Source organism: Arthrobacter sp. 10N44_2 (assembly GCF_056394385.1).
Genome location: NZ_JBFTHT010000009.1, coordinates 74,036 through 98,425, shown reverse-complemented (window position 1 = coordinate 98,425; position 24,390 = coordinate 74,036). Strand labels below are relative to the sequence as shown.

The following is a 24,390-nucleotide window of genomic DNA, read 5'->3' as shown; positions in this document are numbered from 1 at the left end:
AATAACCCTGTTGAAACACACACCGCGGCCGTCCCGCGGCCCGTCGCGACCTGCCGCCGCCGCGCGCGGGCCCTGTGGGGGCGACAGCGCTGGGAGATCGTCGGGAAGACGCGGCGCCGACTGGAGGCCCTGAGGCACCCGTCCCTGGTGTGCCCGTGGCACCGTTCTGTGGAGTACTACCTTGAGTGCCCACGGCGTAGGGCCTGCGCAGGGCCGGAACAGGGCTGGTGCCGCCCGGCGCCAGGCAACAGGGCTTGGGCGGGCAAAGTTGTCCACTTACTCACAGGGCAACCCACAGAAGTTATCCACAGGTGTGGAGATCGGGTCGGCAGCATTGCCTGCAAGCTGGATAATCGCCAGCCCGGGCGGTCAGAACCGGGTCGTCACAGTGAACTACACGCTTGTAAGTTATTAACAATGTGGATAACCGCTGTGGAAAACTCTCGGATCCGCACCTGTGAATTCAGGTTCGGGGCGCGGCCCGGGTGTACAGGGGGAAAGATCCACAAAGCGGAGGGAACAGCCAAGGAACACCAGCGAGGGAAACACTGGAAAAGAGTGAAGGGGCCGGGCGTTCAATTCCGGCCGGTTACGGCCGATTGCGGCCGGGGACTTCGGCAGGAGCGGGCTAAGCGCCGGCGCCGGCCATCCGCACGACGGACACGGCGATCACCAGGGCCAGGACCACCGCGAGGCCGATGGCCTGCAGCAGGGTCTGCCGCGGGCCGCGGGGGGTGTAGGCAATCACGGCGGCGCTCAGGGCGCCGGTGACGAGGCCGCCAAGATGGGCCTGCCAGGCGATCTGCGGGACCATGAAGCCGATGACGCCGTTGATGGCAATCAGGACCAGGAGCTGGCGGACTTCGCCGCCGCGCTGGCGCTGGACCACCAGCAGGGCGCCAAACAGGCCGAAGATGGCGCCGGAGGCGCCGACGAGGCCCACCGGGCCGTTCAGCGGATACACCGGGGTCAGCAGGAGGAAGCCGACGGAGCCTCCGACGGCCGAGAGCAGGTATATGGCCAGGAAGCGGGCGTGGCCCAGCAGCGGCTCGAGGATCTGGCCGAATATCCACAGCGTGTACATGTTCAGGACGATGTGGAGCAGGAATCCCTGCGAGTGCAGGAACGCCGAGGTGAGCATCCGCCACGGTTCAACGCCGGTCAGGGCGGGAGCGTAGGCCAGTTGCTGGTAAATCCCGTCGTTGGGGACTATCCACTGCAGCGCATAGACAAGGGCACACAGCGCGATGATCACGTAAGTGACCACGGGTTTGCCAGCGGTCACGGCGCCGCCGTAGACGGTCCTGACGGCCGGCGTCGTGCGCTTGGTTTCGTTGACACAGTCAACGCATTGGAATCCGACGGCGGCCGCCCGCTGGCAGTCGGGGCACGCAGGGCGCCCGCACCGCTGGCAACGCACATAGGCGGGCCGGTCCGGGTGCCTGGGGCATACCGGGACCTCTGCGGACGGCTCTGCCGCCGGAATTCCGTAGCTCATGGTGGTGGGTTAGAGCTTTTCGATGTCAATGCTGTTAATGGTGACATCCTCGACGGGGCGGTCGCCCATGCCGGTGCGGACGCCTTCGATCGCGTCGACGACCTTCTTGGATTCGTCATCGGCGACCTCACCGAAGATGCTGTGCTTGCCCTGCAGCCAGCCGGTGGGGATGGTGGTGATGAAGAACTGCGAGCCGTTGGTGCCGCGGCCCATCTGGACGCCGGCGTTGGCCATGGCCAGCTTGTACGGCTCGTTGAAAGTCAGTTCCGGGTGGATCTCATCGTCGAACTTGTAGCCCGGTCCACCGGTGCCGCGGCCCAGCGGATCTCCGGCCTGGATCATGAAGTCCTTGATGATGCGGTGGAAGATGGTGCCGTTGTAGAGCGGCGTGCCGGTCTTGTCCTCGCCCGTTTCCGGGTGGGTCCAGGCCTTCTCACCGGTGGCCAGCCCGACGAAGTTGTCGACGGTCTTCGGCGCGTGGTTGCCAAAGAGGTTGACGACGATGTCGCCGAGGCTCGTGTGGATAGTGGCTTTTGCGGTTGCGTTGGCAGTCATAGGGCCCATTCTTCCATGACGGCTACGCCCGCATAGGGCCGCACAGTCAGTTCCGCGCTGGGTGAAATCCACTGGAAATCGGCCTGAAGAATAGCCGGTGCGTTCCTAGACACGTAGGCTAACAGCAGAACCGTCACATTAATCGGGAGGTAGTTGTGAAGAAAACGGATCGTATTGCCCGTGACTTGGAGCAGTCAGTCAGCACCGGAGTAGACAGCGCCAAGGATTGGGCGGCCCCGCGGGTTGAGGCTGCCGTGAACTGGGCTGTTCCCCGCCTGCAGCACGGACTGGACACCGCCTCTCCCAAGATCCAGGAGGGCCTCAAGTCGGCGGCCCACAATCTGGCCGGCGGCGTTGCCACTGTCACTCCCCGCCTTCAGGATGGCCTGGCCCAGCTGGCGCCGAGGATCCACGATGCCGCGGACAGCGCTACCCCGCGCCTGCACGAAGCTGTGGACAAGGCAGCCCCGGTCATCGCCAATGCACGCGACCGGGTTGTTGTCGAGTACCTGCCCAGGCTTTCCGACCAGATCGGGCAGGCTTCCGTGGCCGTCCACCGCACGTTGGAAAACGCCCCGGCCCACGTGGACGCCGTCGCACAGAAGCTTGTTGATTCCGGTGTTGTCACCGGCGTCCAGACGCAGGCCCAGGCCGTCAAGGGACACGCCAAGAAGGCAGGCAAGAACGCCAGCAAGAACATCAAGGCGGCCGCCAATGAGGTCACCAAGACGGCTAATGCCAAGCTCGCCAAGCAGCAGAAGCCCAAGCACCGCGGCCTGCTGATCTTCGGCATCATCGCTGCCGCCGTTGCAGCCGGTGTCGCCGCCTGGCGGGCGTCCAGGCCGGTGGAGGACCCCTGGAAGGTACCGACGCCGGTAAAGCCCGCCCCCACGGCCGCCCCGGCCGGCGAATCGCTGAAGGACGCCGCCGACAAGGCCGGTTCCGCGACTGTAGCGGCAGCGGACTCCGCGGCTGAGGCATCCAAGGAGGCTTCCGATTCCGCAGCCACCGCGGCGGACAAAGCCACGGAAACGGCCAAGGACGCCGCCGGCAACGCCGCTGAGGCCGCCGACAAGGTTGCCACCGACGCCAAAACGGCCGTACGCAACATCGCGGCCAGCCTGAACAACGGCGCAGACAAGCCCGGCAAGTAGAACCTGGCCGGCACAGGCCGGCTGAGTCGAGACCCCGCGCCGGGCAGTCCCGCTGCCGGCAGGTGACCTGCACTCTCCCAAGGAGGGATTCCGCCACGGTGCGGGATCCCTCCTTTTGTTTGACGCGGCCTCCGCAGGCACGTCACGGTCCGGCTTGAAACGCCAGGCTAGATGCTAAATTTGTGGTGATGTCACCCCATAGATCACCCCAGGATGCCTTGCTCCTTGCTCCGCCGCCGGCTGTGTCTATCGTCATCCCGGCGTACAACGAGGAAAGCGTCATCCGGCAGTGTCTGATCGCCGCGGTTTACCAGTCGGTGCCCGCCCACGAAATCATTGTGGTGGACAACCTGTCCAAGGACCGCACGGCGGAAATCGTGCGGCAGATGCAGCTGGAGTATCCGGAGAGCCCGATCATCCTGCTCAGCCAGGACCGCGACCAGGGGCTCATCCCCACACGCAATTTCGGTTTGGACCATGCCACGGGCGATATCCTCGGCCGGATCGACGCCGATTCCGTGCTGGAACCGGACTGGGTGGAGCAGGTGCAGAAGGCCTTCGCCGACGAGTCTGTGCACGCTGCGACCGGTCCGGTGGTCTATTACGACATGCCCATGCGCCGGTTCGGGCTCAAGGCCGACGACAAAATGCGCCAACTGATGCTCAGGCTTGCCAAGCACCAGTATCACTTCCTCTTCGGTTCCAACATGGCAATGCGCCGCTCGGCCTGGGAGACCATCCGCACAGAAGCCTGCCGCGACGAGCGGGACGAGATGCACGAGGACATCGATCTGTCGCTTCACCTGGCCGACCACGAGCTCCGGATCCAGTACTGGCCGCAGATGATCTCGGGCATGTCGGCCCGGCGGCTGGAGGACTCGCCGCGGGATTACCGCTACTACGTGACGCGCTTTGACCGCACCTACAAGGCCCACAACGTCAAGAAGATGGCACTGAAGGCGCCCATGGTGGTCTTCTTCTCGGTCTACTTCCCGGCGAAACTGCTCCGTGCCATCCACACGGTCAACGTTCCCCAGCCGGCCCGCCGCGGCGGCCAATAGCGGCCAATGACGGCGGCCACGCGGCCACCGGGAGATGCGGCCGCCGGGAGCGGCCTAGTCGGTGCCGAGCTCCGCCAGCCGCTCTTCACCGGCTCCCTCGCCCGTTCTCCGGGCGGAGCGTGAGCCTCGCTGCCCCAGGACCACGACGACGAGCCCCACCAGGATCATCGCCAGCCCCGCGTAGGTTCCGGCCGGCAGCGTCTCGTCCAGGAAGGCTGCGGCCAGGAGCGCCGCTCCGGGGATTTCCAGCAGGATGATCATGGACACCAGCAGCGGGCTCATGGTCGCCAGCAGATAGTTGAACGCGGTGTGCCCCACCAGCTGTGCGCACACGGTAATGGCGAGGATCCCCAGCCAGCCGGTGGCTTCGAACCCTGCCAGCGGCTGTCCAGCCAACAGCGCCATCCCCGCCACAATCGCGGCGCACATGCCGTAGCACAGGGTCGTATAGACGCCGGTGCCCATGCTCTGCCGCGCCTTGCCTCCGGCGAGCGTGTAGATGCCCGCCAGGGCGCCGCCGGCGACGGCCAGGAGATCGCCCACAAGCGCCTCGGGCGAGGAACCCATATCAAAACCGGTGATTGTCACGACACCGCCGAAGGCGAGCCCCAGCCCTACCAGGACCGGCCAGCGGAACCGGACTCCCCGGAAGAGTTGGAAGATCGCGATCCAGCCTGACTGAAGGCACACCAGCGCCGTCGCCGCCGCGACCGACGTCAGCTGCAGGGAGGTAATGAAGCACGCGAAGTGCAGGGCCAGGGCCACCGCCGCGGCGAGCGACCAGCGGAACTCGGCTCCGGTCACCTTTCCGAACTGACGGGGGTTGCGGACCACAACCGGACCGGCCATCACGACTGCTCCAATGGCGTTGCGCCAGAAAGCGATGGCGAGGGCACTGACCGACGTGGCGCCCAGCGTGGCGGCAATGAGGGGCCCCGACGAGGCCACACCCAGCACGCCTACGGCCGCAAGTAAGAAGTTCACGCTCCAACACTAATGGGACGGACAGCAGGGGCCCTTACGGCCCCTGCTCCTTGACGGGTGCATACCGCGGTGCCAATCTTAAGGCGCGGTCTCACGTTCCGGTCTCGCCATCATCGAAGAAGGAGACCATCATGGCGTCAATGATCCGCAAGAGCCTGGACAATCCCGAAGAGACGCGCCCCGTTGCCGAGGGCATGGGTCAGGTGGATCTCGTCAACCTCGAGGCCGGCCCGGTTGGACGGGCCACCTTCCTTCCGGGCTGGAAATGGTCAGACCACGTCAAGCCGATCGCCAAAACTGACAGCTGCATGGCCAGCCATACCGGCTACACGATTTCCGGCCGCATCAAAGTCGTCATGGACGACGGCGAAGAACTCGAATTCGGGCCCGGCGACTTCGGTGTGATTCCGCCGGGCCACGACGCCTGGGTCCTCGGCGACGAGCCCTACGTGTATATCGACTGGCAAGGGATGGCGGACTACGCCAAGCCGAAGGAGTGAGTGGGGAAGGCATGAAAAAAGCCCCGGACAGCGTTTCCGCTGTCCGGGGCTTTTCCTATGGTGGAGGCACGGGGACTCGAACCCCGAACCCCCTGCTTGCAAAGCAGGTGCGCTACCAATTGCGCCATGCCCCCATAAGAAGCAACCAGACAATCATACCCTAGGTCCGGAGAGCCGGTTTCCAGCTTCCATCCCCGGATTCCGGGCTAGTCAACCGTATCGGTTGAATTGCTCCAGACCACTTTCCGGGCTTCGGATTCCTGCACTTTCCTGTAGAGGAGGACGCCTGCGACCGTGGCTGCGATAACCAGCAACTTCTTCACATGCACCCCGTTCCGGTTCTGTCATGGACGAACCTTCACTAACCTCTGCCAGAACCAGTACAGGTTCCGTGGGCGTACCAGGACTTGAACCTGGGACCTCTTCGTTATCAGCGAAGCGCTCTAACCGCCTGAGCTATACGCCCCGATGCCTCATCGGGCCGAGATATGACTGTACAGCACATCCCGGCCCGATCTCAAATCGAGGCCTTTTTCCGCGGGAATCCGCGGAAAAGTACGGGAATTAGTCGTCCGTGAGGGTCACGCCGATGCCGCCGACGAGCGTCGCGGCAATGTTGTAGAGCACCGCAGAAAGCATCGACAACGCCGTCAGCAGCACCACATTGATCACGGCGATGATGGTGGCGAATGAAGCCACCTGGCCCAGGGATGCCACCTTCTTCAATTCGAAGCCGCCGCCTTCAGAGCCCGCGAGGGTCCCGAGCAGGCTGTCCACCTGGTCAAAGATCCCGGTCAGGTCCAGGACGGTCCAGAGCACGATCGCCGCCACGACGGTGACGATTCCCAGCGCTACGGAGAGCAGGAAGGCCATTTTCAGCACGGACCAGGGGTCCACCTTGCTGACCAGCAGCCGGGCACGGCGCACCTTGGCCTTGGGAGCGGGCTTGATCAGCCCGGCAGTGCCTTGCCCGCCGGACTGGGCGGGGCGCTGCCCCGGGACGGCTGGGCGCTGGCCGGGGACCGTGGGGCGCTGGCCGGGTGCGGCGGGCCGCTGGCCCGTTCCCGTGGCTGCGCCGGACACGCCGGGGCGCTGCTGCGGACGCGAGGGGGCGCCTACGCGCGGTGCGGCGGCGGGCTGCCGCACTCCGCTCGGCACGCCGCTGCTCGGCTTGGGATATGAGTCGGAATTACTCACTCGTTACCTCCGGTATTGTCTTCGTCCAGCTCGGCATTGCCTGATGACTCATCTGACTCCGGGGCCGGTACTGATTCTGCCGCTGCGGACTCCTCATGCAGTCCGCCATCTTCAGCCAACGTTACGTCATCGGGCGTGGATGCCCGATTTTCGGTCACGTCTGCGGTATTTTCGCCGGTGTCTTCACCGGCATCTTGACCTTCGGCCGGTTCCTCGACTTCGAGCCCGCGTTCGCTGTTGCGCGCGACGGCGATGATGCGGTCGTTCTTGTCCGGCTTGGCAAAGATCACGCCCATGGTGTCGCGGCCCTTGGCCGGCACGCCGCTGACCGACGAGCGGACCACCTTGCCGCCTTCCATGACCACCAGGACTTCGTCTTCCTCGTTGACAATGAGGGCCCCGACGAGGTGGCCGCGTTCTTCCTGGTACTTGCCCACCTTGATGCCAAGGCCGCCGCGGCCCTGGAGGCGGTATTCCTCCACAGCGGTCCGCTTGGCGAAGCCGCCTTCGGTGACAATGAAGACAAACGAACCGTCCTGCACGACGTCGGCCGCCAGCAGTTCGTCGTCCTCGCGGAACTTCATGCCGGTCACGCCCGAGGTGGCACGGCCCATCGGGCGCAGCGCATCGTCCGTCGCGGTGAAGCGGACGGACTGGCCCTTGCGGGAGACCAGCATGAGGTCATCGGTCTCGGACACCAGCTGGGCCGAGACAAGCTCATCGCCGTCGCGCAGGTTGATGGCGATGACGCCGGCGGACCGGTTGGTGTCGTAGTCCTCCAGACGGGTCTTTTTGACGAGGCCGCGTTTGGTGGCGAGCACCAGGTACGGGGCGTGCTGGTAGTCGCGCAGGTCCAGCACCTGGGCGATGTGCTCGTCCGGCTGGAACGCCATCAGGTTTGCCACGTGCTGGCCCTTGGCGTCGCGGCCGGCTTCCACGAGCTCGTACGCCTTGGCGCGGTAGACCCGGCCCAGGTTGGTGAAGAAGAGCAGCCAGTGGTGGGTGGTGGTGACGAAGAAGTGTTCGACGACGTCGTCGCCGCGCAGCTGCGCGCCCTTGATGCCCTTGCCGCCGCGCTGCTGCGAGCGGTAGTTGTCGCTGCGGGTGCGCTTGACGTAGCCGCCGCGGGTAATGGTGACGACCATTTCCTCCTCGGGGATCAGATCCTCGATGGACATGTCGCCGTCGTAGCCCAGCAGGACCTTGGTGCGGCGGTCATCGCCGTGCTTGGCCACGATCTCCGAGAGTTCGGTGCTGATGATCTCGCGCTGGCGCTCCTCCGAGGCCAGGATCGAGTTGTATTCGACGATCAGGGCCTCAAGTTCGGCGTGCTTGTCCTGGATCTTCTGGCGCTCCAAGGCGGCGAGCCGGCGCAGCTGCATGTCCAGGATGGCCCGGGCCTGCACCTCGTCGATGTCCAGCAGCTCCATCAGCCCGTCGCGGGCCGCTTCGGTGGTGGTGGACGCACGGATCAGGGCAATGACCTCATCGAGCGCATCCAGCGCCTTGAGAAGGGCCCGCAGGATGTGCGCTTCCTCCTCCGCCTTCCGCAGCCGGTACCGGGTGCGGCGGGCAATGACGTCCATCTGGTGCGTGACCCAGTGCCGGATGAAGGCATCGAGGCTGAGCGTGCGCGGCACGCCGTCGACGATCGCGAGCATGTTGGCGGCGAAGTTGTCCTGCAGCTGGGTGTGCTTGTAGAGGTTGTTCAGCACCACCTTGGCCACGGCGTCGCGCTTGAGCACGATCACCAGTCGCTGGCCGGTGCGGCCCGAGGTCTCGTCGCGGAGGTCGGCGATGCCGGAGATCTTGCCGTCCTTGACGAGTTCGGCGATCTTGATGGCCAGGTTGTCCGGGTTGGCCTGGTACGGCAGCTCGGTGACCACCAGGCACGTGCGGCCCTGGAGTTCCTCGACGTTGACCACGGCGCGCATCGTGATGGAGCCGCGGCCCGTGCGGTAGGCGTCCTCGATGCCCTTGTGGCCCAGGATCGTGGCGCCGGTCGGGAAGTCCGGTCCCTTGACGCGCTGGATCAGCTCTTCGAGCAGCTCTTCGCGGCTGGCGGTCGGGTTGGCCAAGTACCACTGCACACCGTCGGCGACCTCACGGAGGTTGTGCGGCGGGATGTTGGTGGCCATGCCGACGGCGATGCCCGAGGAACCGTTCACCAGCAGGTTCGGGAACCGGGCCGGCAGGATGGTCGGCTCCTGGTTCTTGCCGTCGTAGTTGTCCTGGAAGTCGACGGTTTCCTCGTCGATGTCCCGGACCATCTCCATGGCCAGCGGCGCCATCTTGGTTTCGGTGTACCGCGGGGCGGCCGCGCCGTCGTTGCCGGGCGAGCCGAAGTTGCCCTGGCCCAGTGCCAGCGGGTAGCGCATGGTCCAGTCCTGGATCAGGCGGACCAGGGCGTCGTAGATCGCGGTGTCGCCGTGCGGGTGGTACTGGCCCATGACCTCGCCCACCACGCGGGCACACTTGTTGAAGGAGCGTTCCGGGCGGTAGCCGCCGTCGAACATCGCATAGAGCACGCGGCGGTGGACGGGCTTGAGGCCGTCGCGGACATCCGGCAGGGCACGGCCCACGATCACAGCCATGGCGTAGTCGAGGTAGGAGCGCTGCATTTCGGTTTGCAGGTCCACCTGCTCGACGCGGTCGGTCAGTACGTCGCCATCGAGGATGGCGCCTTCAAGGACGGGCTCGGAGCCGGCCGGCACCTCTGGTGTTTCGTCACTCATAGTCTATATTTTCCGTTTCAGGTATATATCAGTCCGGGCATATTCGGGGCTTGACTGCCCTCTAGATGTCCAGGAACCGAACGTCCTTGGCGTTCTGCTGAATGAAGTTTCGGCGCGATTCAACGTCCTCGCCCATCAGGACCGAGAAGATCTGGTCCGCCGCCAGGGCATCGTCCATCGTCACCTGCAGCAGGGTCCGGTGGTCCGGGTCCATGGTGGTGTCCCACAGTTCCGTGTAGTCCATTTCACCGAGGCCCTTGTAGCGCTGAATGCCGTTGTCCTTGGGGATGCGGCGGCCGGCGGCCTGGCCCGAGAGCAGCTTCGCGTCGCGTTCACGGTCGCTGTAGACGTAGTCGTGCGGGGCATTGGACCACTTGATCCGGTACAGCGGCGGCTGCGCGAGGTAGACGTAGCCGTTTTCGATCAGCGGGCGCATGTAGCGGAACAGCAGCGTCATCAGCAGCGTCGTGATGTGCTGGCCGTCGACGTCGGCATCGGCCATGAGCACGATCTTGTGGTAGCGCAGCTTGGCGATGTCGAAGTCCTCGCCAATGCCGGTGCCGAATGCCGTGATCATGGACTGGACCTCCGCATTGCCGAGCGCCTTGTCCAGCCGGGCACGCTCGACGTTCAGGATCTTGCCGCGCAGCGGCAGGATGGCCTGGGTCTCCGGGTTGCGGCCGCGCTTGGCGGAGCCGCCGGCCGAGTCACCCTCCACGATGTAGACCTCGCACCTCTCCGGGTTCTTCGAGGAGCAGTCGGACAGCTTGCCGGGCATGCCGAAGGATTCCAGCGGGCTCTTGCGGCGGGCGTTGTCCCGGGCCTTCCGGGCGGCCATGCGCGCCTGGGCTGCGGAGATGGCCTTGCGGATGACGTCCCGGGCGGGGCCGGGGTTGCGCTCGAGCCAGTCGCCCAGGCCGTCGGTGACAACGCGCTGGACAAAGCCCTTGACCTCGGAGTTGCCGAGCTTGGTCTTGGTCTGGCCCTCGAACTGCGGTTCGGAGAGCTTCACGGAAATGACTGCCGTCAGGCCCTCGCGGATGTCGTCCCCGGTGAGGTTGTCTTCCTTTTCCTTGATGATGTTCTTCTCCCGCGCATAGCGGTTGATGAGTGAAGTCATCGCGGCGCGGAAACCCTCTTCGTGGGTGCCGCCCTCGTGCGTGTTGATCGTGTTGGCGTAGGTGTGGACGCTTTCGGAGTACGCGTTGGTCCACTGCATCGCCATTTCCAGGGCAATGTGCCGTTCCGTGTCCTCGGTTTCGAAGGCGATGACGTCCTCGTGGACCACATCAACCTTCTTGCCGGAGTTCAGGTGCTTGACGTAGTCCAGCAGGCCGTCGTCGTACTGGTAGACCACGGTGTGGAATTCCGCGGCGATCTCACCTTCGGTGGGGACGGTGTCCAGGTCCAGGTCGTCGTCCTCGGACGATTCCTCCGGAGCGCGGCGCTCGTCCGTCAACGTGATGCGCAGGCCCTTGTTGAGGAATGCCATCTGCTGGAAGCGGGCCCGCAGTGTTTCGAAGTCGAAGTCGGTGCTCTCGAAGATGCTGGCATCGGGGTAGAACGTCTGGGTGGTGCCGGTCTCGGTGGTTTCCTCGCCCTCGACCAGGCCGCCTTGCGGCTTGCCGCCGTCAGCGAAAGACATCCGCCAGACGTGTCCCTGGCGGCGGACCTCGGTGTCGACCCGGCTGGAGAGTGCGTTGACCACCGAAATGCCGACGCCGTGCAGGCCGCCGGAGACAGCATATCCGCCGCCGCCGAACTTGCCGCCGGCGTGCAGGATCGTCATGACGACTTCCACGGTGGGCTTGTGCTCGGTGGGGTGCATGTCCACGGGGATGCCGCGGCCGTTGTCGACCACCTTGACCCCGCCGTCGGCCTGCAGCACGATTTCGATGTGCGTGCAGTAGCCGGCCAGGGCCTCGTCCACCGAGTTGTCCACCACTTCATAGACCAGGTGGTGCAGGCCGCGGGGGCCGGTGGAGCCGATGTACATGCCGGGACGTTTCCGGACAGCTTCCAGGCCTTCAAGTACGGTGATGTCGCTGGCGCCGTATTCGCGCGATGTCGCGGTCCCCGACGGCGCCGCCACCGCAGCCTCTTGTTCCACCGCTTCCGCTACGTCTTCCACTGCCGGGATCTCTGCATTGTCGTTAGCCACAGGCGCTTTCGACTCCTCTATGTTCGTTGAAGGCCGGCGGTTGCCCCTTCCGTGGAAAAGGCTCCTGCCAACAGGCACGTCACTGACGACGCCGGGTGTTTCCGCTGACTTGGGGATCCCGTCCGCCGCACGCTGAAATTGCGTCGGAAACGGACTCAGTCAACGCTTCACCGGCGCCCAGTTATCTACACCGATTCTATCGTGTTATAGGGGCCAAACTTGCATTCCAGGGCGCCAAACGGGCGGGAAAGTGCCGCTGGGAGGGCGCTGGCTCCCCCTGCAAGGCTTTCGGGGTCCAGCCCTAGGGTTCCTATACGACTCCGGGAGGTTCAAGCGCCCTACACGCCGCTTGCGGATTTTTCAAGGGTTTTTGCAAGAAGTGCTTCAGATCCGGTGCCCGCCATTGGGCCGGGGCTATCCGTACGTGTCGCGGGGACCCCGGCCGTTGACCGTCCGGAGGCCCTTGCGCCAGCTCGGGGCGGCGGGTCCGAGCACCTGGATGCTGGTGACGACGCCATCGCCAAGCTCGGTCCGGAATTTTTCCAGCAGGCTGCTGCTGAGCAGCCGCAGCTGGGTTGCCCAAGCCGTGGAATCGGTCCGCACATGCAAGGTGGTGTCGGTAAAACTCTCGGGAGTGCAGTGCGCCGAGATCTCCGGGCCCACCAGCACGGCCCACTGCGCCATGACGGACCCGACGGCCACCGGCGAGCTCCAGCCGCGTTCGGCCACGAGGCGTCCCACGACTTTTCCGAGGCCCAACGGATCCCTGCCGGTACCGTGGAATTGGGAGAACCCGCGGGTTCCAGCGCTGCGGGCAGGCTTTTGGGTACTGCCGGGCCGCGGCGGCGCCTTTCGGCGGATTTCGCCCCGGGCCGCGGCGGCGTCGCGCATCCGGTTCAATGCGGCCTGCGCGGCATCGATATCGTCGGGGTCACGGCCGGGCTGCAGGCCGCCGTCGGTATCCTTATTCATCGATTTTCCTGCTCATCGATTCCTCCCGGGATGACCTTCACCCGCCGTCCGGTCAGCTCTGCCGGGATATCGTCCTCGACGGCGGCAGTGACCAGCACTTGCTCGGCGCCGGATACTATTGCCGCCAGTTTACGCCGCCGCTGGACGTCGAGTTCGGCAAAGACATCGTCCAGAATCAGGATCGGGGGCGAGCCGCCCGTGCGGGCATCGTCGAGCATGACGTAGTAGGAGGCCAGGCGCAGGGACAGGCACATGGACCAGGTTTCCCCGTGGGAGGCGTAGCCCTTGGCCGGCGCCGATCCAAGCACGAGCTCAAGTTCGTCGCGGTGTGGCCCGACCAGCGAAATTCCCCGTTCCAGTTCCTTGCGCCGGGCTGCGGCGAAGGCCTGGATGTAGCGGTCGGTGAGCTGCTCGACGGAGAGCAGGCGCAGGTCTTCCGCCGGCGCGGCCTCATCGGCTGCGGTTCCGTCCGCAGGCCTGGAATCCGCTGGTCCTGAGGTGGCGCCGTCGTCGTCCAGGCTGTCCTGCAGCGTGGAACGGTACACCGCAGCGGCCTCCTTGGAGCCGTCGGTCAGCTGCGCGTAGGCATTTTTCAGGTGCGGTTGCAGCCGGTCCACCAGCTCCAGGCGCGCGTGCAGCAGCTCAGCCCCGGCCCGGGCCATGTGCTGGTCCCAGACATCGAGCGTTGCCTCGTGGCCGGTGCTGAATTTTCCGGCGCGGGCCGACTTGAGCAGCGCGTTGCGCTGCTTCAGGACCCGGTCATAGTCGCTCCTGGTCGCGGCGTGGCGCGGCATGAGGCTGACCAGGAGCTCGTCCAGAAACCGGCGGCGGCTGGACGGATCGCCCTTGACCAGCGCCAGGTCCTCCGGCGCGAAGAGCACCGTCTGGCAGATCCCGAGCAGGTCCCTGGCACGGACCGGATTGCTCCGGTTGATCCGTCCGCGGTTGGCCCGGCCCGCGTTGATTTCCAGCTCCAGCACGGTGGACTGCTCGCCACGGACCAGCTTGGCCCGGATCATGGCCCGCTCGGCACCGAACCGCAACAGCGGCGCGTCCGTGCTGACCCGGTGCGAGTTGAGCGTGGCCAGATACCCGATCGCTTCCATCAGATTGGTCTTGCCGATGCCGTTGGAACCCACCAGCACGGTGACTCCGGGCTCAAGGCTGAGATCGACCTGGGCGTAGCTGCGGAAATCGGTGAGCGAGAGCTTTTCTAGGTACACGCGGGATTCAGGACTTCACAGGCAGGATCAAGTGGCCGGGCAGGATTATTTGGCCGGCCGGGTCGCGTGGCCGCCGAACTGGTGGCGCAACGCCGAGACCATCTTCATGGCCGGCGAATTGTCCTCGCGGGAGGAGAACCTGGCGAACAGCGCAGCCGTGATCGCCGGGGCCGGCACCGCGTTGGCAATGGCCTCCTCGACGGTCCAGCGGCCTTCGCCCGAATCCTCGACGTAGTCGGAGATCGATTCCAGTCCGGGATCCTCGTCAAGGGCCTTGACCATGAGGTCCAGGAGCCAGGAGCGGACAACCGTCCCCTTCTGCCAGGCCCGGAATGTCCCGGGAAGATCGGCGACGATCTCCTTGGCGGCCAGGAGCTCGTACCCCTCGGCGTAAGCCTGCATCAGGCCATATTCGATCCCGTTGTGGACCATTTTGGCGTAGTGGCCGGCGCCGACGCCGCCGACGTGCACAAAGCTGTCGGCCCGCTCACCTGCGGGACGGAGCGCATCGAAGACGGGGAGTGCCCGTTCGATGTCCGCGGCATCGCCGCCCGCCATCAGGCCGTAACCGTTCTGGAGGCCCCAGACCCCGCCGGACACGCCGCAGTCCGCAAAGCGGATTCCCTTTTCGGCCAGCGCGGCACCGTGCTTCTGGTCTTCCGTGAAGCGGGAGTTGCCGCCGTCGATCACAAGGTCACCGGCGTCGAGCTTGGTGCCCAGTTCGGTGATCACGGCGTCGGTAATCTCGCCCGAGGGGACCATGACCCAGATCAGGCGCGGCGCCGGGACGGCGGCGATGAGTTCGTCCAGGGTGGCGACGTCGGCAACGTCGGGGTTGCGGTCAAACCCGGTGACCTCGATCCCGCCGTTGCGCAGCCGTTCACGCATGTTGAAGCCCATTTTTCCAAGGCCGATTAGTCCGATGTGCACGGGGATGAACTCTTTTCTGCGCTGGGGTGCTTCGTTGGAGACGGCCGTGATGGCCCGCAGGTGCCGTGCTCCGGAGGTCCGGGGCACGGCAATGACGGGCTAGTTGGGCAGCCGGACGGGCATGACGAGGTAGCGGTAGTCGCCCTGGTCCTCGCCCTCGGCGTCCTGCTGGGCAGTGATCATGGCCGGCTTGGGTGCGGTGGTGAAGGAGAACCGCACAAACTTGGTTTCGATGACGCTGAGGCCCTCGATCAGGTAGTGCGGGTTGAAGGCCACGGTGATGTCTTCACCGGACAGCTGGGCTTCGAGCTCTTCGGAGGCCTGGGCGTCCTCGCCGGTGCCGGCGTCCAGGTGCAGCTGGCCCTGGGTGAAAGCGAGCCGGACAGGCGTGTTGCGTTCGGCCACGAGCGAGACGCGGCGCACGGCTTCGACCAGTTCCTGGGTCTGCACGGTGGCGTGGATGGGGGTCGAATCCGGGAAGAGCGAACGGATCTTCGGGTAGTCGCCGTCGACCAGGAGTGAAGTGGTGGTCCTGCCGCCGCTCTCGAAGCCGATCAGCCGGCTGTCGTCGTCGGCGAGGGCGATGTTGATGTCGCCGCTGCTGCCCAGGGTCTTCGCCACTTCGTTGAGGGTCTTGGCCTTGACCAGGGCGCTCGTGGAGATGCCCGGCGTCGCAGGCTTCCAGGGGACTTCCCGCATGGCCAGGCGGTAGCGGTCGGTGGCCAGGAGGGTGATGAGGTCGTCCTCGATTTCCATCCGCACACCGGTCAGGATCGGCAGGGTGTCGTCCTTGCTGGCCGCGATGATCACCTGGGATACGGCCTGGGCGAACGAATCGCCGGGCACGGTGCCGCTGATCGTCGGCAGGGCCGGCAGCGGCGGGTATTCAGCCTCGGGCATCGTGGCCAGGTGGAAGCTGCTTCGGCGGCAGGTGAGCGTCACTTTGTTGCCGTCGGTTTCGACCTCGACGGGGGCGGACGGCAGGCTGCGGCAGATGTCCGCGAGCAGGCGGCCCGATACCAGGATAGTGCCCTCGGCGCTGATGTCAGCGGGGATTTCGAGCCTCGCGGAGGTCTCGTAGTCGAAGCTCGACAGGCTGACGGTACCGGCTTCAGCTTTCAGGAGCAGGCCCGAAAGTACGGGAACGGGCGGCCGCGGAGACAACGACCGGGCGGTCCATGTCACGGCTTCTGCCAGGACGTCCCGTTCGACTCTGAACTTCACGGAAGGGTGCCGCCTTTCATTGCTGCTGTTAGTGCTGAAAATCGCTGAAACTGCTCGAGCTGCGGCGGACCTCGGCAGGGACGCCGAATTCCGTCAACAAAGGAATCGTCCGCCCGCCCGGGCCCCATGGCCCGGTAGGAACCACAAAAGATGTCCGGGACGGACGCACTGCAGACAGCTTAGCCCCAAGGTGAGCGTTTCTCCCATCCCCGGGTTACATCGGTGTTGTTCGCGGGGCCGGTCTCCTGCGCCTGTCCGGAACGGGCCTGGGCGCTGCTTGGAGGTGGGATGGAGATTGTTGTTTGAGGGAATTTCATTTTCTTGGGATTAGTAGTGTTAATAACTGCTGTGGAAACTGTGGATAACTCGATCCTGCCGTGCGAATCCGCGGTTAAGCCCTGTTCATGGACTGTGGGCGGAGCAGGTTTTAAACAGGGTGTGGATGGGGACAAGATTTTGGGCCGACCGGCCAATCCACAGGCGCCTTAAGGGTTTTAAGCCCATTAACCGCGGTTGTCCCCTTAACTATCCACAGGGTTGTCCACAGGGCCCTGTTAATAAGGTATGAGTGCGCCGGCCGATGGCTCAGGAATTGCGCTGCTGCTGCTTGATCCGGTTGGTCAGCTCGGTCACCTGGTTGTAGATGACCCGGCGCTCGGCCATGAGTTCGCGGATCTTGCGGTCGGCGTGGATCACGGTGGTGTGGTCGCGGCCGCCCAGCTCCTGTCCGATCTTGGGCAGGGACATGTCCGTCAGCTCCCGGCACAGGTACATCGCGATCTGCCGGGCGGTCACCAGCGTGCGGGTGCGCGACTTGCTGCAGAGTTCTTCCATGCTGAGCTTGAAGTAGTCGGCTGTCTGGGTGAGGATCTGCGCCGAGGTGATTTCCTGGGCACCGTCGTCGGTGATCAGGTCCTTGAGCACCATCTCGGCCAGGGCCACATCCACCGGCTGCCGGTTCAGGCTGGCGAACGCCGTGACGCGGATGAGGGCTCCCTCAAGTTCGCGGATGTTGCTGGAAATCTTGGAGGCGATGTATTCGAGCGCATCGTCCGGCGCGGAAAGGCCCTCGCTGAGGGCCTTCTTCCGGAGGATCGCGATGCGGGTCTCCAGTTCGGGCGGCTGGATGTCGGTCAGCAGGCCCCATTCGAAGCGCGACTTCATCCGGTCCTCGAAGCCGGCGAGCAGTTTCGGCGGCTGGTCCGAGGTGATGACCACCTGCTTGTTGTTGTTGTGCAGGGCGTTGAACGTGTGGAAGAACTCCTCCAGCGTCCGGTCCTTGCCGGCCAGGAACTGGATGTCGTCGATCAGCAGCACATCCACGTTGCGGTACGTGGTCTTGAAGCTGGTGCCTTCATCGTCGCGGATGGAGTTGATGAAGTCGTTGGTGAATTCCTCGGAATTGACGTAGCGGACCCGGATCCCGCTGTAGAGCCGGCGCGCATAGTGGCCGATCGCGTGAAGCAGGTGGGTCTTGCCGAGTCCGGAGTCCCCGTAGATGAACAGCGGGTTGTAGGCCTTCGCCGGCGCCTCGGCTACTGCCACGGCGGCTGCGTGGGCGAACCGGTTGGAGGAACCGATAACGAAGGTGTCGAAGACGTACTTCGGGTTCAGCCGGCCGAATTCGTGCGAGGTGCTCGGCAGCATCGGCTGCGGCTTCAACTCCACGGTCGGGTCGGCGGCCAGGGAAAGTTCGACGGCGGGTTCGGGTTCTGTGTGCAGCGGCACCAGATCCGTGTCGACGTCGATCGCGCAGCGGATTTCGTCGGAAAACACGCTGCGGAGCGCGTCGTCGAGGGCTTCCTTGACCTGGGTCTGCAGCACTTCGCGGGTGAGCTCATTCGGAACTGCCACCAGCAGGGTGGAACCGATGAGCCCCTGCGCCTGGGCGAGGATGACGAAGCCGCGCTGCCGGGGAGAGACACGGTGGTCGTTCTCCAGGAGGCTCACTACCCGCCGCCAGGAACTTCCGACAGTGTTGGCTTGGTTGGCTTCGTCTACTGTCATCAATCAGTTCCTCAAACTTGCTGGCCTGCATTACGTGCATCCACGCGGTCCGGAGCTGTCCACCGGCCGGCTCAATCCACAGGGTTATGCACAGTCCGTGGATAAGGGGTTACTGAGACACTGTAGGGGATGAAAACGCCAGAAGATAGCTGGGTTCAGTCCTGTGGATAATTACACCGTTGTGGTTCTGAAATGGGGCGCGTGACGCACTTCATCCACAGGCTGCGGGAGCAGTTAGCCACAGGTGGGGATAGCTTGCGGAGCGGTCCCCGGTTTGACTCGGGAGGTTGGCAAGCCCTAACGTTGTGAAGTCCCATGTGTACGCTTTTCGCCTCATCTGCATCTTTCCTGACGCCCCGCGTCGTGTGAGATACGAGGGAAGCGGCACATACCAAAACTTAGCGTCGGCCAGTTCTTCCCCTTGATCGGGTGGGCGCACCTTTGATCCACTGGAGTAACTAACGTGAGCAAGCGGACTTTTCAGCCGAATAACCGCCGTCGAGCCAAGAAGCACGGCTTCCGCCTTCGTATGCGTACCCGTGCCGGCCGTGCCATCCTGGCAGCCCGTCGTGGCAAGGGCCGCACCGAACTGTCGGCCTAAATAACTGACTCGTCGGTCCATATCCCTGTGCGAGTTGAACGGTGCTAGCCACCAGGAACCGTCTGCGGACATCAACCGATTTTTCAACAACTGTACGTTCCGGTGTCCGCAATGGACGCCGGAACGTAGTGTTATATGCGGCAGCTCTCGCTGCCGATGAACCAAGCCGGATCGGATTCATCGTTTCCAAGAGTGTCGGGAACGCTGTTGTCAGGAACCTCGTTAAGAGGAGACTGAGAGAAGCCGGTGCATTGTCGTTGCAGAAATACGGCAGCGGGTTCGCCATTGTGGTCCGGGCCCTGCCCGCCGCAGCGGGAGCCAGCTGGGACCAGCTGCTTGCCGACTATGACGCCGCTTTGGAGACGACCATGAAAAGGCTGGGCAACCGCCTTTCGCAGGCTGCTTCACCAGGTTCTAACGAGACGACACAGGAAGGGACCCCGCGTGCGTAACTCAACTGCCGCCGTCGTCCCTCCTGCAAGATCCGCAGCAGCATGGTTGGGCCGGGCAGTCTGGAACCTGCCCCGCGATGTCCTCATCCTGTTGCTCCTGGCGTACCGCAAGGTGATCTCACCGCTGTACGGCCAGGTTTGCCGTTTTTTCCCCAGCTGTTCGGCCTATGCCCTTGAAGCGATCACCGTCCACGGCGCGGTGAAAGGAAGCTGGCTCGCTGCGAGGCGCCTGTTGCGCTGCCATCCATGGAATGCCGGTGGTGTGGACCATGTCCCCGCCGGGCATCGGGAATGGCCCGCGGGCCGCACCCCCACAATTGTTGTGCTGAACAATCCGGACATATACCTGGCTGCTCAGCCTGATGGAGAAGGCCGCACTGCGGCCTGACGAATAGGGAATCGTATGGACATCTTTGGAACAATCTTGGCCCCGTTCAAATGGCTGGTCTCAGCCATCATGGTCGGCTTCCATGACGGACTCAGCGCCATTGGCATGCCGGCGGCCAGCGGCTGGACCTGGACCCTGGCCATCATCGGGCTGGTGCTGGTCATCCGCGCCGCCCTGATTCCCGTCTTCGTCAAGCAGATCAAGGCCCAGCGCGGGATGCAGCTCCTGCAGCCGGACCTGAAGAAAATGCAGGACAAGTACAAGGGCAAGACGGACCAGCTCTCCCGCCAGGCCATGGCGCAGGAACAGATGGCGCTGTACAAGAAGCACGGCACCAACCCGTTCTCCGCCTGCCTGCCCATGCTGATCCAGATGCCCTTCTTCTTTGCGCTCTTCCAGGTGCTCTCCGGCATCAGTTCGGCTAAGGCGGGCGGCCAGGGCATCGGCGCCATGAGCCCGGAACAGGTCAAGCAGTTCGACGAATCCACCATCTTCGGTGCCCCGCTCTCCGCCTCCCTTCTCCACGGCGGCGGCGGGAACCAGATGTCGGTGTGGATCCTCTCCATCGTGATGATCCTGGCCATGACGGCCTCGCAGTTCATCACGCAGAAGCAGATCATGGCCAAGAACATGTCCGAAGAGGCCCTGGCCAGCCCGTTCATGCGCCAGCAGAAAATGATGCTCTACATCCTGCCGGTCGTCTTCGGTGTGGGCGGTATTAACTTCCCCATCGGCGTCCTGATCTACTGGACCACCACCAACCTGTGGACCATGGGACAGCAGTTCTTCGTGATCCGCCGGATGCCTACGCCGGGATCGCCGGCGGCCAAGGCTCTCGCCGAGCGCCGGGCAGCCAAGGGCCTGCCCGCCCTGCCCCTTTTGGGCGGCAAGAAGGTCGACGCCGACGCCGAGGCCGAAGCCTCCGCCGCCGTCGAAGCCAAGACCCAGCGCGTCCAGCCGCAACGCAAGAACAGGAAGAGGAAGTAATGTCCGCCGAGAGCACCGAACACGCTATTTCCGCCGAGTTTGACGACGACCGGGACGACGCCCAGAGCGCGGCCGACGACTCGTCACAGGGTGCGGAGACCGGCACCGGCAAGAGTGTTTCCGCCAGCCGCCTCGAAGAAGAAGGCGACGTCGCTGCGGACTACCTCGAGGAACTGCTGGATATCGCGGACATTGATGGCGACATCGACATCGAGGTCCGCAACGGCCGCACGTACATCTCGATCGTCGCCGAAGAGGAAGCCGCCGGGCTGGACAGCCTGGTGGGCCGTGACGGCGAAGTCCTTGAGGCCCTCCAGGAGCTCACGCGGCTCGCGGTCCTCTCCGCGACGGAGAACCGCTCCCGCCTGGTGCTGGATATCAACGGCTACCGTGCCGAGCGCGCCGGCGACCTGCAGAAGATCGCTGAAGACGCCGTCGCCGCTGTGAAGGATTCCGGTGAGGCAGTTGCCCTGGCTCCGATGAGCGCCTACGAACGCAAGATCGTGCATGACGCCGTCGCTGATTTGGGACTCGTGAGCGAGTCCGAAGGCGAAGGCGCCGACCGGCACATCGTTGTCTCCGCAGACTGAACCGTTGACTAGCTTGATGGTTGAAATTACCGCGCCGGAACTCAAGGCAGCAGAGTCCATCTTCGGCGACCGCCTGGAACTGGCGAAACGCTACGTCGAGCACCTGGCGACATCCGGGACCGAGCGGGGCCTGATCGGGCCCCGTGAGGTGCCGCGGCTTTGGAGCCGGCACGTGCTTAACTGCGCCGTCATTGAGAGCCAGATTGCCCACGGAAGCCATGTCGCCGACGTCGGCAGCGGCGCCGGCCTGCCTGGCCTGTGCCTGGCCATTGCGCGGCCGGATCTGGAACTGACGCTGATCGAACCACTGGAGCGCCGCGTCATCTGGCTCCAGGAGGTGGTGGATGATCTTGGCCTCCAGAACGTCACGATCATGCGCACCCGCGCGGAACTCGCAGTGGGACTCGTGAACGCCGACGTCGTGACTGCCCGCGCCGTATCCGCGCTGTCCAATCTCGCCGGGCTGACCATTCCGCTCCTGGCCGGCAAGGGAGAAGTCGTCGCCATCAAGGGACGCAGCGCCGGCGAGGAAATCGAAAAGGCCGCCAAGGTTATCCGCAAACTGGGCGGCATTCAGACGTCCGTGGTGGTGGTGGGTGAAGACCTGCTTGAGGAACCCACCACCGTTGTGCGAATCGTAGTGAACAAGCCTCAAAAGATTACCTAGCACCGGCCCCGGTGCCCGGGGAGTCTGAGGGGAAGAGGTTAGGCTAGTAACCGGCAGTAAGAGCCGAATGAGAGTGAGCGTGTCATAGTGAGCAGTAGCGAAGCCTCCACACAACGGATCCCGCCGTTTGTGTCCCTGGGGTCCGCACGGGCGTTTACGGCTCCTGCAGTAGCTTTTGACTACTCCGGAAATCACACGGCTTCGGTTGCGAAGACGACCGGGATGGCCGGTGTTTCACGTGAAACATCCCTTCCGCACACGGGGAACGTGCTGGATTCCATCGACGATTCCAGTCCCATCGCCCGCGAACTCGCACACGAAAACAAGCGCCGCGAGCGGTTGCTCGGCCGGCAGCTCCCCAAACCGGAGAAAACCCGGATCTTCACCGTTTCCAACCAGAAGGGCGGCGTCGGCAAGACCACGACGACCGTGAACATCGCCGCTGCGCTGGCGGCCGCTGGCCTGAACGTGCTCGTCATCGACATCGATCCGCAGGGCAACGCCTCCACCGCCCTGGGAATCGAGCACCACGCCGATGTCGACAGCATCTACGATGTGCTGATCAATGATGTCCCGCTGAAGGACGTCGTGGCCCCGTGCCCCGACATCGACAACCTGATCTGTGCGCCCGCCACCATCCACCTTGCCGGTGCCGAAATTGAACTCGTCAGCCTGGTGGCCCGCGAGCAGCGGCTGCGCCGCGCAATCGATGTGTACTCCAAGGAGCGCGCCAAGAATGGCGAGGAGCGGCTGGACTACATCTTCATCGACTGCCCGCCGAGCCTCGGGCTCCTGACGGTCAATGCGTTCTGTGCGGCCGGCGAAGTCCTCATCCCGATCCAGTGCGAGTACTACGCCCTCGAAGGCCTCAGCCAGCTCCTGAAGAACATCGAGATGATCCAGAAGCACCTGAACGCTGATCTGGTTGTTTCCACTATTCTGCTGACCATGTATGACGGCCGCACCAACCTCGCCGCCCAGGTGGCAGCCGAGGTCCGGGAACACTTCCCGAAGCAGGTGCTCGGCGCTGTGGTGCCGAGGTCGGTCCGTATTTCCGAGGCGCCGAGCTACCAGCAAACTGTCATGACGTATGATCCTTCTTCCAGCGGTGCCCTGTCCTACCTGGAAGCCGCCGCGGAAATCGCGGAACGTTAGAATCTTTCAAGAATTGCACTAACCAGAGCCAGGTGAATCCCGGCTCTTCCACTGGAGGGATTTATCCATGAGCGATAAGCGACGCGGCCTCGGCCGTGGACTTGGCGCACTCATTCCAAGTTCCGCCGCGGCTAACGCCTCCGGAAGCGGTGCTGCCCCATCCCGGCCCGTGGACCTCTTCTTCCCTGAAGCCCGAAAAAAGACCTCCGACGCCGAGACGCTCGCGGACACCAAGGCCGCGCTGGCCAAGGAGCCGGAGTCCACACCTGTCCAGGCCGACGATTCCGCTGATCTCACGGTTGACACCACTGAAGCAACCAGCGCTGTTGCCGGAGCCGACGTTGCTGCCGACAAAGCCGACGCAGCTGGCGCCGCCGTGACCAAGAAAACCCCCGCCCGAAAGTCGGCTGCCTCCAAGCCGGCGACCGCTGCTGCCAAGGCGGCCGCATCCGACGCCGGCGAACAGCTGACGTTTGACTCCACGCCCGAGCACGGTGACGAGGGAACTGTTGACCTCGTAGAGGTGCCCGGCGTCAGATTTGCCGAAATCCCGGTCACGGACATCCATCCCAACCGCAAGCAGCCCCGCTCGGTCTTCGATGAGGATGACATGGCGGAGCTGGTGCACTCTGTGCGGGAAATTGGCGTCCTCCAGCCAATTGTGGTCCGTACCTCAACCGAAGAGGGTGGCGAACCCTATGAGCTCGTCATGGGTGAGCGACGGTGGCGTGCAGTACAGGCCGCAGGCCTGGAAACTATCCCCGCGATTGTCCGTGACACCACCGATGACGACCTCCTTCGCGACGCGCTGCTGGAGAACCTGCATCGCAGCCAGCTGAATCCGCTCGAAGAGGCGGCGGCCTACCAGCAGCTACTCGAGGACTTCGGCACCACACACGAGCAGCTGGCGGACCGGATCGGACGTTCGCGGCCCCAGGTTTCCAACACCCTGCGCCTGCTGAAGCTGCCCCCGCTGGTGCAGCGCCGGGTTGCGGCAAATGTCATCTCCGCAGGGCACGCCCGCGCACTCCTGGCACTTCCTGACGCCGCGGCCATGGAACGCCTGGCGCAGAAGATTGTTTCAGAAGGCATGTCGGTCCGGGCGACCGAAGAAGCTGTGACCCTGTATCAGAGCCCCGCCTCGCCGGCCAAGAACAACATCCCGCGGGCCGGAGCCCGCCACGAACGACTGGATTACCTGGCGTCGTCGCTGTCTGACCGCCTTGATACTAATGTCAAGATTTCGCTTGGTGCCCGCAAGGGGCGTGTCAGCATTGAGTTCGCCAGCGTCGAGGACCTGAACCGCATCATGGACGTCCTCACGCCGGGAGCTCCCAGCTAGGTCGCGA

General features: G+C 64.4%; 23 protein-coding genes and 2 tRNA genes. 11 read left to right on the top strand and 14 right to left on the bottom strand.

From position 1 onward, the window contains the following. Nucleotides 1-628: 628 nt before the first annotated feature. On the bottom strand, nt 629-1,498 hold the full coding sequence (locus AC1DBX_RS11725; RefSeq protein WP_230008395.1) for a rhomboid family intramembrane serine protease: 870 nt from the start codon (nt 1,496-1,498) through the stop codon (nt 629-631). 9 nt (nt 1,499-1,507) lie between these two features. After that, nucleotides 1,508-2,053 (bottom strand): peptidylprolyl isomerase, encoded by a 546-nt coding sequence (locus tag AC1DBX_RS11720; RefSeq protein WP_026538031.1) that lies wholly within the window; start codon nt 2,051-2,053, stop codon nt 1,508-1,510. Between the two features lie 155 nt (nt 2,054-2,208). Here AC1DBX_RS11720 and AC1DBX_RS11715 point away from each other — a divergent pair, with 155 nt between their 5' ends. Both AC1DBX_RS11715 and AC1DBX_RS11710 read left to right on the top strand, forming a co-directional pair. After that, a complete protein-coding gene (locus tag AC1DBX_RS11715; RefSeq protein ID WP_230011606.1) occupies nt 2,209-3,207 on the top strand; it encodes a hypothetical protein in 999 nt (332 codons plus the stop codon). A 188-nt stretch (nt 3,208-3,395) separates the two neighbouring features. Continuing rightward, entirely contained in the window at nt 3,396-4,268 is an 873-nt protein-coding gene (locus AC1DBX_RS11710) for a glycosyltransferase family 2 protein (RefSeq protein ID WP_223914864.1), read from the top strand. A 54-nt stretch (nt 4,269-4,322) separates the two neighbouring features. Here the strand turns inward: AC1DBX_RS11710 and AC1DBX_RS11705 are convergent, their stop codons facing one another. Continuing rightward, the gene (locus tag AC1DBX_RS11705) at nt 4,323-5,252 is read right to left on the bottom strand and encodes a DMT family transporter (RefSeq protein WP_476931794.1); all 930 of its coding nucleotides are present in this window, start codon (nt 5,250-5,252) and stop codon (nt 4,323-4,325) included. Nucleotides 5,253-5,383: 131 nt separating this feature from the next. On the opposite strand from AC1DBX_RS11705, the gene AC1DBX_RS11700 reads away from it, so the two are divergent. Beyond that, on the top strand, nt 5,384-5,752 hold the full coding sequence (locus AC1DBX_RS11700; protein WP_028275348.1) for a cupin domain-containing protein: 369 nt from the start codon (nt 5,384-5,386) through the stop codon (nt 5,750-5,752). Between the two features lie 58 nt (nt 5,753-5,810). Here the strand turns inward: AC1DBX_RS11700 and AC1DBX_RS11695 are convergent. The 11 genes from AC1DBX_RS11695 to dnaA form a co-directional block, all read right to left on the bottom strand. Beyond that, nucleotides 5,811-5,886 (bottom strand) — tRNA-Ala (locus AC1DBX_RS11695). A 72-nt stretch (nt 5,887-5,958) separates the two neighbouring features. After that, on the bottom strand, nt 5,959-6,075 hold the full coding sequence (locus AC1DBX_RS11690) for a DLW-39 family protein (protein WP_230006372.1): 117 nt from the start codon (nt 6,073-6,075) through the stop codon (nt 5,959-5,961). Between the two features lie 69 nt (nt 6,076-6,144). Then, nucleotides 6,145-6,218: transfer RNA gene (locus tag AC1DBX_RS11685), tRNA-Ile, on the bottom strand. 98 nt (nt 6,219-6,316) lie between these two features. After that, nucleotides 6,317-6,949, bottom strand: a complete 633-nt coding sequence (locus AC1DBX_RS11680) for a DUF3566 domain-containing protein (RefSeq protein WP_243178157.1) — start codon at nt 6,947-6,949, stop codon at nt 6,317-6,319. Further along, the gene (gene gyrA / locus AC1DBX_RS11675) at nt 6,946-9,684 is read right to left on the bottom strand and encodes a DNA gyrase subunit A (protein WP_476850707.1); all 2,739 of its coding nucleotides are present in this window, start codon (nt 9,682-9,684) and stop codon (nt 6,946-6,948) included. The genes AC1DBX_RS11680 and gyrA overlap by 4 nt, the downstream gene beginning before the upstream one ends. Nucleotides 9,685-9,745: 61 nt before the next feature. Further along, nucleotides 9,746-11,845 carry a DNA topoisomerase (ATP-hydrolyzing) subunit B gene (gyrB, locus tag AC1DBX_RS11670; protein ID WP_374706707.1) on the bottom strand — a complete coding sequence of 700 codons (2,100 nt, stop codon included), beginning with the start codon at nt 11,843-11,845 and terminating at the stop codon, nt 9,746-9,748. Between the two features lie 414 nt (nt 11,846-12,259). Beyond that, complete coding sequence (locus AC1DBX_RS11665; protein ID WP_223914868.1) at nt 12,260-12,817, bottom strand: DciA family protein; 558 nt, start codon at nt 12,815-12,817, stop codon at nt 12,260-12,262. Further along, nucleotides 12,814-14,040, bottom strand: a complete 1,227-nt coding sequence (gene recF / locus AC1DBX_RS11660; protein ID WP_476931793.1) for a DNA replication/repair protein RecF — start codon at nt 14,038-14,040, stop codon at nt 12,814-12,816. Before recF ends, AC1DBX_RS11665 begins: the two co-directional genes overlap by 4 nt. A 45-nt stretch (nt 14,041-14,085) precedes the next feature. After that, nucleotides 14,086-14,970 (bottom strand): phosphogluconate dehydrogenase (NAD(+)-dependent, decarboxylating), encoded by an 885-nt coding sequence (gene gnd / locus AC1DBX_RS11655; RefSeq protein ID WP_223915420.1) that lies wholly within the window; start codon nt 14,968-14,970, stop codon nt 14,086-14,088. Between the two features lie 99 nt (nt 14,971-15,069). Next, nucleotides 15,070-16,194 (bottom strand): DNA polymerase III subunit beta, encoded by a 1,125-nt coding sequence (dnaN, locus tag AC1DBX_RS11650; RefSeq protein WP_018775670.1) that lies wholly within the window; start codon nt 16,192-16,194, stop codon nt 15,070-15,072. 585 nt (nt 16,195-16,779) lie between these two features. Beyond that, the gene (gene dnaA / locus AC1DBX_RS11645; RefSeq protein ID WP_018775671.1) at nt 16,780-18,201 is read right to left on the bottom strand and encodes a chromosomal replication initiator protein DnaA; all 1,422 of its coding nucleotides are present in this window, start codon (nt 18,199-18,201) and stop codon (nt 16,780-16,782) included. 463 nt (nt 18,202-18,664) lie between these two features. On the opposite strand from dnaA, the gene rpmH reads away from it, so the two are divergent. From rpmH to AC1DBX_RS11605, 8 genes are all read left to right on the top strand, one after another. After that, on the top strand, nt 18,665-18,802 hold the full coding sequence (rpmH, locus tag AC1DBX_RS11640) for a 50S ribosomal protein L34 (protein WP_003800212.1): 138 nt from the start codon (nt 18,665-18,667) through the stop codon (nt 18,800-18,802). A gap of 41 nt (nt 18,803-18,843) precedes the next feature. Next, on the top strand, nt 18,844-19,254 hold the full coding sequence (rnpA, locus tag AC1DBX_RS11635; RefSeq protein WP_079552763.1) for a ribonuclease P protein component: 411 nt from the start codon (nt 18,844-18,846) through the stop codon (nt 19,252-19,254). Continuing rightward, nucleotides 19,247-19,642, top strand: a complete 396-nt coding sequence (gene yidD / locus AC1DBX_RS11630) for a membrane protein insertion efficiency factor YidD (protein WP_230009110.1) — start codon at nt 19,247-19,249, stop codon at nt 19,640-19,642. The genes rnpA and yidD overlap by 8 nt, the downstream gene beginning before the upstream one ends. A 15-nt stretch (nt 19,643-19,657) precedes the next feature. Beyond that, nucleotides 19,658-20,629 (top strand): membrane protein insertase YidC, encoded by a 972-nt coding sequence (yidC, locus tag AC1DBX_RS11625; RefSeq protein ID WP_476931792.1) that lies wholly within the window; start codon nt 19,658-19,660, stop codon nt 20,627-20,629. Then, on the top strand, nt 20,629-21,219 hold the full coding sequence (locus tag AC1DBX_RS11620) for a Jag family protein (RefSeq protein WP_230009108.1): 591 nt from the start codon (nt 20,629-20,631) through the stop codon (nt 21,217-21,219). The genes yidC and AC1DBX_RS11620 overlap by 1 nt, the downstream gene beginning before the upstream one ends. Nucleotides 21,220-21,235: 16 nt before the next feature. Continuing rightward, complete coding sequence (rsmG, locus tag AC1DBX_RS11615) at nt 21,236-21,886, top strand: 16S rRNA (guanine(527)-N(7))-methyltransferase RsmG (RefSeq protein ID WP_370116794.1); 651 nt, start codon at nt 21,236-21,238, stop codon at nt 21,884-21,886. An 87-nt stretch (nt 21,887-21,973) separates the two neighbouring features. Then, complete coding sequence (locus tag AC1DBX_RS11610) at nt 21,974-23,041, top strand: ParA family protein (RefSeq protein ID WP_275450894.1); 1,068 nt, start codon at nt 21,974-21,976, stop codon at nt 23,039-23,041. Nucleotides 23,042-23,108: 67 nt separating this feature from the next. Next, nucleotides 23,109-24,383: a ParB/RepB/Spo0J family partition protein gene (locus AC1DBX_RS11605; RefSeq protein ID WP_476931791.1), complete on the top strand. Its 1,275-nt coding sequence runs from the start codon at nt 23,109-23,111 to the stop codon at nt 24,381-24,383. The last annotated feature ends 7 nt before the right edge of the window (nt 24,384-24,390 follow it).